Raw genomic sequence first — 12,817 nt, 5'->3', positions numbered from 1 at the left:
TTAATTGTTAAGTAAATTATTTTTCTAATGCATCCCAAGCTTCGTTAGCACGTTCAACGAAGATATTACGGATATTTTGGTTTTCACCAAGGCCATGAAGGTATGTATCTACTTTGAAGCCGTCTTTTTCAAGGATGGATTTATGGGAATCTGGTTCATTGCCTGCCATGTCGTTATTAGCATGATCACCAGCTACCATCATGAATGGCATCAATGTAACATGTTTAATACCGTGCATTTTCAATTGAGGTACAACTTGTTCAAGATTTGGAGTACCTTCTACAGTGTAGATGTATACATTTTTCAAGCCAAGGGAATGGATACGATCTTGGATTACAGAGTAGTAAGCATTGGAAGGATCTGGAGTACCATGAGCCATGATAAGAAGTGCATCTTCTTTACCTAATTTAGGGAATTGAGATTGAACAGCTTTAATTGTTTGTACAACTTCATCAGTTTGACCTTCTTGACCCATCCAGTACATAAGTGGAGTACCAAGAGTCATTTTCTTGAAGTTGTTTTTGTAAAGGTTATAAACAGCTACGTCGTAGTTGTATTCCATACCAGGAATAACATCCAAAGATGTTAAAGCTACACGAGTGTAACCTTCAGCTTTTAATTGGTCTAACGCTTCTTCAGGTGTAGGATATGTAATACCTTCTTTTTGTTGAATACGATCACGGATGATATGACTAGTAAAAGCAGTAACTACCTTAGTATTTGGGTGAGCTGCTTTAATAGCATCTACAGTAGCATCAATAGTTTTAGCACGAGTATCTTTGTAAGTTGTACCAAAGCTCATAACAACGATGGCATCTTTGTTTTGAAGATTTTGAAGTTCTTTAGTTTCATGTGTGCGAACACCAATAGTAGATGCCTCTTTCAATGCTGGTGTAGGATCTTTTACTTCTTCATTTAATTGGTATGCCGCGTGAGATACAACAGGTGCACCAACGGATACTGCTAGACCTAAAATGGCGGATGCTAATGCTAATTGTTTTTTCATTTTAATACTCCTATCCATAACTAAACTACAGTCTATGCAATAATCTTAGTAGTGTAGATAAACTAATATAAATAGTTATAGATTTATAGACTACTATAGATTAATTGCATATATATAACCTTACGCCAATCGTAACAAAGGGTAATAGGGGTGTCAATAAACCCTATACCCCTAGAAGTATAGGAAAATAAGGTGTTTTTAAAGAAATTAATGTGATGAACATAGTATAGTATTAGCTTTTATAATTACATTCTTTTTGGTTATAAGGATATGAATATGTGAATACATGAGTAATTTTATTTGATCTTTATTTAGGCATATTTTGATGGGGCCCCATAATATTACTACAAATATATTAAAAATGATGCCCTATACTTGTTTGCTCCTCGTTCCTGATGTCGCTACACAAGTACAGGGCATCATTTTTATTACTGTAGTTATGTAGGCGTCCCATCAAAATATGCTATATAATAAATATAAATATAACATTTTAGTAAAATAAAATTATCATTTAAAAGAGAGAAGGACTATGTTTGTTTTTTGAGAGAGAACAAATTCTTTTAAAACAGAATGTATACGATTTACTACATAATACTAGGATAGGTGGAAAAGCTTTTTTATTTATTATTTGGTAAGAGCTCTTAGCAATTTGTAAAAGACCTCTAGGTTTATATTCTATGAAATAGGAAATAGTTTATGATATATGATTTATTAATTTTAGGCATTAGCATATGGCTATTGTATGATATTTTTCTTATGTATAAAGTAAAGAATAAATCACAAGTCCTAATAGAGTTTATATTGTTTGCTGTATTAATTGCTGGATACTTAATAAATAAACTGTATGAAATTAACTATTTTGTATCAGATACATATTTTTATTTAGGTATGGTATTAGCGGTTATTATATATTGTTGTATATTATGGTTACATAGGTATAGATATATAAATACTGACGACGAGAGAAAAAAGAAAAGTATAATTAATTCAATTCTAACAATTCATGCAATCATATTTTTATATGGATTAGTGATAGTTTGGGTAGTATTCTTTTAGATTTTAATATGATTCTTAATTAAAAAATGGTGTTGGACTCCTTTGCGTTCAACACCATTTGGTGTATCTTGAAGTAATAGTGTAATGTATATATTAAATAGATTAGAGTACTATGGTTTTAAATTAGTAGGGTAGATATGTTTGTGAATATTCTAATTGGTTTCTTTGGCTTATTAATGGTGAATTATCTCGTCATTATGGCTAGGCAACGAATAGTTAAAATTGTAATTGGTATCTTAGGGAATTGTTTCTTTGGACTTTCATTGTTTAGCGATTATATTGCTTTACCAAGTTATATGATTGATTTGAAGTATATTTTAATTATTATTCTTTGTATTGCTTGTGTCTTTGATCTATGGCGTCATAATCGCTCTGGCAAAATCACAGCTGGCGACAAGAGAAGGTATGATACCTTTACAGGTCGAATTAAATTTATTGTTATATTTTTTCTTCTTTTATGTGGTGTTGCATCGGTTATACATTATTTTGGTTGATTTTGATATTTTTTCTCATTGACTTCTATACATTAATCTTGTACTATTATTACATAGTAGTTGATAACAATTTTCAGTTATGAAGGTTGTATCATGTATGAGCGATATGGAGGTCACATATGAAAGGCATAATTATTGCATCCTTTGGATCAATTTATCAAGATGCTGTGGAGAAATCCATTGGCAGTATAGAGAAAAAAGTACGTTCCATGTATAGAGATATGGAGGTACGTCGTGTATTTTTATCAGATGCATTAGTAGAGAAGTGGAATGAGAAGTACGATGATAAGATTTCTTCTTTCACAGAGGCTATGCAAGATTTTGCTCGCAAAGGCGTTGATGAAGTATACATTCAACCCGTAACATTAGTAGCAGATCAGTGTTACCAACAAATGCGTAAACAAGCATTAAAGTTTTTGCATAGCAATGAATACGGTTTTAGCCAAGTGAATATTGGTAAACCGTTACTCACGTCTTTAGGTGTAAAGAATTATGCTGACGATTATGAAGCTACATTAGAAAGTATTGTTCGCCATGTTAATACAAAAGCACTTAATAAATCTGTAGTGCTCATGGCGAATGGACAAAATCAATTGGAGTTTAGTACATTGCAATTGAAAGCCATGTACGGCGCAGCACCAAATGTGGTAGTATTTACTACTAATGGATTCCCTACATTTAAACAAGCTCTTACGTTCTTAGATCGCATGGGCCACAAAGATTTACTAGTAGTACCATTAGCGCTCATTGGTTCTACACATTTAATGGATTATCTCGGCGGTGAACGTTCCGATTCCATTTATGCGTTGCTCGCAGAAGAAGGGTACAATGTAGAGATTTGGAATGAAGGCCTTGGTGAAAACCCGTATGTACAAGATTTATTCTTAAAACATTTAGGCCAAGCTATCCGCATGTCTGATCGGAAGCGTCCCATGCCTCGTGAATCTGTAAAACCTGTAATGACAAACTCTCGTATGGAAGCACAAGGTATGATTTCTTAGTTTGATCTCTCACATAATTAGATATACATCTCTCCACACTCCTTTATATACGTAAAAGTCCTCCTTGTTGGAAATCCAATGAGGAGGATTTTTACTTTTACTATGAAAAATATTTATAATATCCATTTTATACGTCCTATGGTATGCCCCTAAGGTGTCGTCTATGGTATGATTAAGATACATTATTAATTAGATAAGGAGACTTCCATGAAACAAGCTATTTTAGTTGTTGCTTTTGGGTCCACTGTTGACAGTGCTCGTGAACATAATATTGATTCCGTAGTAGAACATATCCGTAAAGCGTATCCGGACTATACTGTGGAACTAGCATTTTCCTCTCGTATCATCGTTAAGCGTTTACGTGAACGTGGTATTGAGGTGCCTACTGAACAAGGGGCGTTAGAAAAACTCATCCAAGACGGGTATACACATGTGTATGTACAACCGCTTCACTTCACTGGCGGTGAAGAGTTTGATAAATTGAAAAATAATATCCTTGCTCATGAAGGGGAGGGGCAACTAGAAGTATTGCGTGTAGGTAGACCTCTCGTATATTATATAGGGCAAGAAGAGCATCCAGATGATTACCAAATCTTAATTGACCGTTTCATTAAATCTCTTAACATTTCTAAGGACGACGGTTTATTACTAGTTGGTCATGGTGGCCTAGGCTCCGGCAACTCCTCGTATGGTAATTTACAGTTCAAATTGATTCGTGATGGCCTCACAAATGTACGTATCGCCGTTTTAGAGAATGCTCCTTATGTGGCTGACGTAGCTATGCCATGGGAATGGCTTGATGGGAAGCGTCCAAATACAATTTATGTGCACCCATTATTATTAGTTCTTGGAGATCATGCACAAAACGATCTCTTTGGTGACGAAGAAGATAGCGTTATTAATGAACTTGCCGATTATGGTTATGAAGTTAAACCAATCCATAGCGCACTTGGTGAATATGAAGCAATACAAGATATCTTCCGTCAACATGTGCAAGATTGTATTGATGATTTGTATGGCAAACGTAGTCCACATCGTCCAACAATTCCAAATATTAAATAGTAGTTTTGTATATCTTGCATAAATTAGTTATAATAAAAGATATTGTAATTATAAATAGAATGTAACTATAAGAATAGGAGAACCCCATGAAAGGTAAATTATATGGCATTGGCGTAGGCCCTGGCGATTCTGAATTAATGACTGTGAAAGCTGCTCGTATCGTAGGTGAAGCAGATATTATCATCACACCTAAAACAGAAAAGAAAGATGGTTCTGTAGCACTTAATATTGCTTCCCCATACATTCAAGAACATACAGAAATCGTTCCTGTAGTATTCCCAATGGTATTGGATGATGCTACACAAGAGGAAGGCTGGCAAGAAGCAAAACGTATTATCTTGTCCTACTTAGATGAAGGTAAAAGCGTTGTGTTCTTAACATTGGGTGATCCTATGTTCTACAGCACATACATGTATGTATATCGCTTGATTGAAAATACAGGTCATGAAATCGAAACAATTCCTGGCGTTACTGCATTCTGTGCTATTGGTTCCCACCTTGGTTATCCAATCGTAGAGAAGGAAGAAGTATTAGCTATCGTTCCTGCTACAGCACCTAAAGAAAAAATCGATGCTGTATTAGCCGTAGCTGATGATGCAGTAATCATGAAAGTGTACAAAAACTTTGATGAAGTACAAGAAACATTGCTTAAACACGATATGGCAGATGATGCGGTTATGATTAGCCGTGTAGGTTTGCCAGATGAGCAAGTATTCGTAGGCCTTGATAATATGCCAAAAGATACTAAACTCAACTACTTGTCTACAATCCTTGCAAAACGTAAGGACCGTTAACAAACACGTCGTATTACGAGGTAATATCTATGAACACAGTACATATTCCACGTGTTGTTATTGCTGGCACTAACTCTGGTGTAGGTAAAACAACTATCGTAGCGGGCTTATTGGCTGCTTATGCAAATGGTGGACGTGCGGTGCAATCCTTTAAAGTGGGCCCGGATTATATTGATCCGGGCTTTCATAAAATTGCATCCGGCCGTGACAGCTATAATTTAGATACGTGGCTCGTGCCACCTCACAAATTAAATCCTTTCTTTGCTACTATGGCGCATGGAGTAGACCTTGCTATTATTGAAGGTGTTATGGGCCTTTATGATGGTGGTCGAGAAGGCGTTAGCTCCACAGCTCAAATTGCTAAGCAATTGAATGCACCGGTGGTGCTTGTTATCGATTGCAAGGCGATGGGTGAAAGTGCGGCAGCTATTGCTAAAGGTTTCCGTGATTATGATCCAGAGGTAAACTTTGGCGGTGTTATCTTGAACCGCTTAGGTTCTGCCAACCATGAGCGTATGGTTCGTGAAGGCATGGATAAAATAGGTGTACCTGTTATTGGTGCTATTTATCGAGATGACCGTATGCACTCTCCTGAGCGCCATTTAGGACTCACACCTGTTACTGAGATTGATCCAACAGAGGCAATCAACACGATTCGCGAAGCCGTTGAGAAAATGGTAAATCTAGATCAATTGTGGGATATTGCGTCTAGTGCACCTGCTATTGAGTTGCCAGAGGCTGTAGATGCTAAATCCGTTGAAAAGCGAGTTAAAATTGGCGTTGCCTATGATGAGGCATTCTCTTTCTACTATCCCGCAAGTTTAGCTGCCTTAGAAGAGAAGGGGGCCGAGCTCGTTTATTTTAGCCCTCTTAATGATTTAGTGATTCCCGAAGTAGATGGCCTTGTATTTGGTGGTGGCTTCCCTGAAATGTTCTTGTTCCAACTCTCTAGTAACGAGTCAATGAAGGAGTCTATCCGTGAAGCTAATGGGAAAGGTATGCCTATTTATGCAGAATGTGGTGGCCTTATGTATTTATGTGAAAGTATCCACGATTTTGAGGGAGCCGTATATGATACAGTAGGTATTGTACCTGCTAATTGCATTATGCAACAAAAGCTACAAAAAGTAGGGTATGTTACGGCTACAGCTAAGAGAGATACCTTATTAGGTGCCGCAGATACATCTCTTCGTGGGCATGAGTTCCATTTCTCTACGATGGAACCAACTGTAGAGGATTTCCCTTGGGCTTTCCACCTAGAAGGAGGCCGAAAACCTCAATCTTATGATGGCGGCTATGCTACGGATAATGTATTAGCATCGTATTTACATTTGAACTTTGCTGGCTCTGATGAAGGAGCACAACATTTTGTTGATATATGCGCTAACTATAAAGCTAAAAGGAGCTAAATATGAGTGAACGAGGCTTAATTTTAGTTAATACTGGCAATGGTAAAGGAAAAACTACGGCCGCTTTAGGTGTTGCATTGCGTGCTGTTGGTCAAGGCTTTAAGGTTCTCATACTACAATTTATTAAAAGTGGTAATGGCTATGGCGAACTAGCAGGTCTTGCTAGATTAGGGGACCAAGTAGAAATTCGCTCCATGGGTAAAGGCTTTATTTACTATAAACGGAATGAGGTTAGCGACGCTGAATTGGCACGTCACAAAGAGGCAGCCCAAGAGGCTTGGCGTACACTGGTTGAAGAGGTAAATTCCGACCGATGGGATCTTATCATTATGGATGAAATCAACAATGCCATTAATTATGAACTTATTGATGTAAATTCTGTAGTAGATATGCTTAAACATAAACCTAAGCGTTTACACGTTATTTTAACGGGGCGTTATGCGAAGCCTGAAATCATTGATATAGCTGATACAGTAACAGAAATGAATGTAGTAAAACATGCCTATGAAAAAGGAATTAAGGCTGCTAAAGGGATTGAGTTCTAATACGCAGGGCTTGAATATAAATAAATCTAAAATTTTCGAAAAAGTTCTTGCTAAAACTATATCGAAAATGTATAATATAGTCATAAGCACAAGGTGCTAAATATTCTTGACATTAAGTATGTATATAACACTAACCAGGAGGTTAACTATGGCTGTACATGATTACATTAAATCCGGCGATTTCGCTACTGAAAAACACGTTCCTGTTATCGAAACTGTTGACACTGTAAAAGCAGGTGAAACTTTCCACGTAAACTTGTCCGTTGGTAAAGATATCGCACATCCTAACACTGTAGAACATCATATTGAATGGATCAAATTGTACTTCGTAGCTGAAGGTACTCAATTGCCATTCGAAGTTGGTGAAATTTCCTTCAACGTACATGGTGATGGCGCAACTGCAAACGAAGGCCCTGTACATGCAATTTCTGAAGGTTCTTTGGCAGTTTCCTTGAACAAATCTGGTAAATTGATTGCTGTATCTTACTGCAACATCCACGGTTTGTGGGAATCCGAAAAAGAAATCACAGTTGCTTAATTAACTTAATCAACTAATAAAGACCAGCCTTAGGGCTGGTCTTTTTGTATGTAAATTTTAAGGATAACTTAAATAATCACACTGAAATCGTGTCCGCACTCAAAAGAGTTTTGTTTTTATATAGTGGATAAATTGCCTTATATCCCTTTACAGTGCTATTTGTTTGTGGTAAAGTATATGCATATTGATTTTTAGTAGATAAGTTAAATGAGGGATTATTGTGGCCTTAATCGTTAAAAAATTTGGTGGTAGTTCCGTAGCTACACCAGAAAAAATATTTAATATTGTTGATCGCGTCCTTCGTGAGAAGAAAGAAGACGATAAAGTCGTTATCGTTGTATCCGCTATGGGTGATACAACAGATGACTTGGTAGCATTGGCTAAAGAAGTAACATCTAAGCCTTATGGTCGTGAAATGGATCGCTTGTTATCTACAGGTGAGCAAGTAACGATCGCATTAATGGCGATGGCTTTCAACGAACGTGGTCATAAAGCTATGTCCTTAACAGGTGACCAAGCAGGTATTACAAGTAGTGATACATTCAATAAAGGCCGTATTTTAGGCGTTGATCCAAATCGCGTATTTGAAGCTTTGGATGAAGGCAATATCGTAGTGGTTGCAGGTTTCCAAGGTATTACTGAATATGGTGATATGGTTACTTTAGGTCGCGGTGGTTCTGATACAACTGCTGTTGCATTGGCAGGCGCAATGAAAGCTGATGTTTGTGAAATATTCACAGATGTTGAAGGCGTTTACTCTACAGACCCTCGCGTTGCAAAAGAGGCTTTCAAATTAGAAGAAGTAACATATGGCGAAATGCTTGAGATGGCACGTCTTGGTGCAGGTGTAATGCAACCTCGCGCCGTAGAAATGGGTTTCCGTTATGGTGTACCTATTCACGTACGTTCAACATTTAGTGACAATACAGGTACTATTATTCGGGAGGATTATACTGTGGAAGCAAATAAACACGTAATTACTGGCGTAGCTGATGATACTAATACAGCAAAAGTAGCCCTTGTAGGCGTTGAAAATAAACCAGGTGTTGCAGCAACTGTGTTCAAAGCATTGGCTGCAAAAAATGTGGATGTTGATATGATTGTTCAATCTATCCGCGCCGTAGGTGAACCTAAAACTGACCTCATCTTCACTGTAGCTATGGATGATGTTGTACTAGCTCGTGAAGTATTAGCAGAATTACAAAAAACTGTTGATATTGAAGCTGTAAATATTGACGAAAGAATGGCAAAAGTATCTATCATTGGTGCAGGTATGTTAGGTCAACCAGGCGTGGCAGCTCAAATGTTTGATATTTTGAGTCAAGAAGGCATCAATATTGAAATCATTTCTACTTCTGAAATTAGTATTTCTTGCCTTGTTGCTGAAGACCGCGTTAAAGATGCTGTTCGTGTAATTCACAATGGCTTATTGTTAGACCAAAGAGGTTAATCTATTTATGGATAGTCTACGTAGTTTTATGGATGAAATGCTCAATGACCAAGGTCGTAAGGAAGGTTTCATTAGCGATCTACTAGGAAATCTAAAAAATCAGCCTATTCCAACATTGGAGCAAGCTCAAACTGGTTATACTACGGTAAGTAATTTACATGGCATTTTCTACGATTATGATAAGGCCGAAGTTACTATTTCTTATAAGGTAGTACCTGATATGTACCCACCGTATACGTTAAGCTTTGTACAATTCCAAGCAGTGTTAGAAGGCTTGTTAACCTTGCGCCGCAATCAAAAGTGGCAAATGCAACATAATAAATAAAATGAACCCCATAGGCGATAATGCCTATGGGGTTTTGTGTTTCGATAATTATTCTTAACATCTATATATAGAGTTGTCGATGTGTTATAATGAATTGTTAGGAAGAAATTAATTATATTTATATAGAAAGAAGGGACAGCATGGAAATAAATAAGGTTTATTCTGGCTTTCGCCTTGACCGCATTGAGCGCATTGATGAGATCAATGGTACCGCTTATGAAATGAAGCACGAAAAATCTGGTGCTCGTTTAATTTATATTGATTCACCAGATTCTAATAAAGTATTCAATATTGCATTTAGAACAACACCTTACAATAGTACCGGTGTGGCACATATTATGGAGCATTCTGTTCTATGTGGTTCTCGAAAATTCCCATTGAAAGAGCCCTTTGTTGAACTGGTAAAAGGTTCTTTAAATACGTTCTTGAATGCTATGACATATCCGGATAAAACAATGTATCCTGTAGCCAGCAAGAACGATAAAGACTTCCATAATTTGATGGATGTATATCTTGATGCAGTATTCTACCCACGTGTTCGTGAAGATGCAGAAATCGTAATGCAAGAGGGTTGGCATTATGAGCTCGAAAATGCAGATGATGAACTTACCTATAAAGGTGTTGTGTTCAATGAGATGAAAGGTGTTTACTCATCTCCTGACTCTGTATTGGAACGACAAATGATGCGCGAGCTTTTCCCAGATACGACCTATGGTGTTGACTCTGGTGGGGATCCTGATTATATTACAGATTTAACATATGAAGAATTCCAAGAGTTCTATCGTGTTCACTATCATCCATCTAATAGCTATATCTTCTTGTATGGTGATATGAATATTGAAGAGCAATTAGCATTCTTGAATGATGAGTACTTAAGTCATTTTGATGCTATTGACGTTCATACTGAGGTAGCTCTACAAGCTCCATTTACAGAAGGTAAAGTGGTGAGCTATCCATATAGTGTAGGTTCTGAAGAACCAACAGATAATCGCACATTGCATTCCTTCGCTTATGTATTACCTGATGTAACGCCTGAACATAGCTTGGCTTTTGAAGTGTTGACACATGCTTTGTTGACATCTCCAGCGGCGCCTCTTAAACAGGCTTTGGTAAAAGCTGGTATCGGCTCTGACGTAAGCGGCTATTATTTAGATAGCATTCGTCAACCTATGTGGACAGTACAAGCTACAGGTTCTAATTTAGATAAACAAGCTGACTTGCAACGCATCGTAGAATCTACCTTACAAGATCTTTGTGACAAAGGCTTAGATAAAGAATTATTAGAGGCTTCTTTGAATAGCATTGAATTTGCTCTTCGTGAAAGTGATTTCGGTGGACGTCCTATCGGTTTGGCGTATATTATTCGTATGATGGATAATTGGCTATACGATAATGACCCGTTGGAACTATTACACTATGAAGAGGCGTTAACGAATATTCGAAACGGCTTAGCTGGTACATATTTCGAAGATTTAATTCGTCATTCTATCTTGAATAACAACCATAAAGTTCTTGTATCTATCTATCCTGAACGTGGTCTTCAAGAGCGCAAAGATGCAGAGGTTAAAGAACATTTAGCTGCTGTAAAAGCGAATATGACAAAAGAGGAGATTGACGCGATTGTAGAACAAACAAAACGCCTTAAAATTCGTCAAGAAACACCAGATAGCGATGAAGCTCTAGCATCTATTCCATTGCTCGAGTTATCTGATTTAAATCCTAATATGGAAGCTGTAGAACGCCGTGAAAGTAAAATCGGTAATACTACAGTACATTTTGTACCTACTTTCACAAAGGGTATCAATTATGTAGGCTTGTACTTTAAATTGAACTGCCTCACAGAAGATGACTTATTCTACGCTGATATTTTAAGTGACATCCTAGGTCGTGTTGATACATCCGAACGCGGTTATGAAGCATTGGCTAAAGATATCAATATGAATTTAGGTGGATTGAGTTCTGACATTACGGCCATCAGTAAAGATGGTAAGCGCGATGAGTTTACACCTCTTATGATTGTGCGTGCAAAAGCATTACATGCTAAACTACCTGATTTATGCCGCTTGATTAATGAAGTGGTACAAAAGGCAGATTACAGTGATGATCGCCGTTTAACTGAGCTTGTTCAAGAAAGCAAAGCTATTTGGGATAATGAGGCATTCCGCCGCGGTAATTCTATCGTGAGTCAACGTGTTATGGCTCAAGTATCTGCAGTTGGCAAGTTTAGAGACAATGGCAATTTAGGGTACTATCAAAAAATCAGCGAGCTAGCATCTAATCCAGCAGCTTTGCCATTATTACCAGAAAAATTAGCTGAAGTAGCTCGAAAAATTTTCCGTGCTAATAATGTAGATATTATGTTTGTCGGTGAAGAAGGCGAATTAGAAGCTTTTAAAAACCTAATGAAACCATTGGTTGACACTTGGGATACTGCCGAATTGAGTAATGATGTATTACAAATCACTCGTCTTTCCGGCAATGATGGTATCGTTACAGCTGGTAAGGTTCAATACGTAGCTCAAGGTGGTAATTTCATCGATCATGGTTTCAAACATGTTGGTCCCATGAGCGTATTAGAAACGATATTACGTTATGAATACCTTTGGATTCGTATTCGTGTTCAAGGTGGTGCTTACGGAGCATTTGCTAATTTCTATGATGATGGCAATATGATTTTCTGTAGTTATCGTGATCCTAACTTGTTAGAAACTTTAGATGTATATAAAGAGTTGCCTCAATACCTTCGTGACTTCACATTGACTGACCGTGAAATGCGTAAGTATATTATTGGTACTATGAGTTCTTTAGACTTGCCAATGACACCCGCATTGCGTGGACCACGTGCAATGGGTATGTACTTCAGCGGTGCTAAATTAGAGGACAAAGTAGAGTTCCGTAAACAAGTGATTGCATGTAAGCCAGAAGATATTGTTGCACTAGCAGATGTGGTAGAACCTGTACTGAATGATAATCATATTTGCACAATGGGTAACGAACAAAAAATTAAAGATGCTGGTAATGTTTTTGATAACATTGTGTCTTTAGGCTAAATAATTTTATATCTATAAATGATATTGCTTTAATTTTTAGTTTGACATATCTTTGAATGGATAAGTGGCATATTCATAATGAATATG

Annotated in this window: 11 protein-coding genes; 10 read left to right on the top strand and 1 reads right to left on the bottom strand. The window is 37.2% G+C overall.

Features of this window, described 5'->3' with window-relative positions; all coding sequences use genetic code 11:
* Positions 1 to 16: 16 nt before the first annotated feature.
* Complete coding sequence (locus tag VCHSUH03_RS02250; RefSeq protein ID WP_105085829.1) at positions 17 to 1,006, bottom strand: sirohydrochlorin cobaltochelatase; 990 nt, start codon at positions 1,004 to 1,006, stop codon at positions 17 to 19.
* Positions 1,007 to 2,199: 1,193 nt separating this feature from the next.
* Between VCHSUH03_RS02250 and VCHSUH03_RS02235 the strand changes: the two genes are divergently transcribed.
* The 10 genes from VCHSUH03_RS02235 to VCHSUH03_RS02190 all read left to right on the top strand — a co-directional run bounded on the left by VCHSUH03_RS02235 (position 2,200) and on the right by VCHSUH03_RS02190 (position 12,730).
* Positions 2,200 to 2,556, top strand: a complete 357-nt coding sequence (locus VCHSUH03_RS02235) for a hypothetical protein (protein ID WP_105093917.1) — start codon at positions 2,200 to 2,202, stop codon at positions 2,554 to 2,556.
* A 119-nt stretch (positions 2,557 to 2,675) separates the two neighbouring features.
* Positions 2,676 to 3,557, top strand: a complete 882-nt coding sequence (locus VCHSUH03_RS02230) for a sirohydrochlorin cobaltochelatase (RefSeq protein ID WP_105093916.1) — start codon at positions 2,676 to 2,678, stop codon at positions 3,555 to 3,557.
* A 207-nt stretch (positions 3,558 to 3,764) separates the two neighbouring features.
* Positions 3,765 to 4,619 (top strand): sirohydrochlorin cobaltochelatase, encoded by an 855-nt coding sequence (locus tag VCHSUH03_RS02225; protein WP_105093915.1) that lies wholly within the window; start codon positions 3,765 to 3,767, stop codon positions 4,617 to 4,619.
* Between the two features lie 86 nt (positions 4,620 to 4,705).
* Positions 4,706 to 5,413, top strand: a complete 708-nt coding sequence (gene cobI / locus VCHSUH03_RS02220; protein WP_105093914.1) for a precorrin-2 C(20)-methyltransferase — start codon at positions 4,706 to 4,708, stop codon at positions 5,411 to 5,413.
* Positions 5,414 to 5,442: 29 nt separating this feature from the next.
* On the top strand, positions 5,443 to 6,822 hold the full coding sequence (locus VCHSUH03_RS02215; RefSeq protein ID WP_105093913.1) for a cobyrinic acid a,c-diamide synthase CobB: 1,380 nt from the start codon (positions 5,443 to 5,445) through the stop codon (positions 6,820 to 6,822).
* A gap of 2 nt (positions 6,823 to 6,824) precedes the next feature.
* The gene (cobO, locus tag VCHSUH03_RS02210; protein ID WP_105093912.1) at positions 6,825 to 7,367 is read left to right on the top strand and encodes a cob(I)yrinic acid a,c-diamide adenosyltransferase; all 543 of its coding nucleotides are present in this window, start codon (positions 6,825 to 6,827) and stop codon (positions 7,365 to 7,367) included.
* 148 nt (positions 7,368 to 7,515) lie between these two features.
* Positions 7,516 to 7,905 carry a class II SORL domain-containing protein gene (locus VCHSUH03_RS02205; protein WP_105093911.1) on the top strand — a complete coding sequence of 130 codons (390 nt, stop codon included), beginning with the start codon at positions 7,516 to 7,518 and terminating at the stop codon, positions 7,903 to 7,905.
* Positions 7,906 to 8,125: 220 nt separating this feature from the next.
* Positions 8,126 to 9,355, top strand: a complete 1,230-nt coding sequence (locus tag VCHSUH03_RS02200) for an aspartate kinase (RefSeq protein WP_105093910.1) — start codon at positions 8,126 to 8,128, stop codon at positions 9,353 to 9,355.
* A gap of 7 nt (positions 9,356 to 9,362) precedes the next feature.
* A complete protein-coding gene (locus VCHSUH03_RS02195; protein ID WP_005386222.1) occupies positions 9,363 to 9,680 on the top strand; it encodes a hypothetical protein in 318 nt (105 codons plus the stop codon).
* A 140-nt stretch (positions 9,681 to 9,820) separates the two neighbouring features.
* Positions 9,821 to 12,730 carry an insulinase family protein gene (locus VCHSUH03_RS02190; RefSeq protein ID WP_105093909.1) on the top strand — a complete coding sequence of 970 codons (2,910 nt, stop codon included), beginning with the start codon at positions 9,821 to 9,823 and terminating at the stop codon, positions 12,728 to 12,730.
* Positions 12,731 to 12,817: the final 87 nt, after the last annotated feature.

Source organism: Veillonella infantium (genome assembly GCF_002959895.1).
Taxonomy (GTDB): Bacteria; Bacillota; Negativicutes; order Veillonellales; family Veillonellaceae; genus Veillonella; species Veillonella infantium.
The sequence above is the reverse complement of the archived record's forward strand: the minus strand, read 5'-3'. Positions and strand labels throughout refer to the sequence as shown.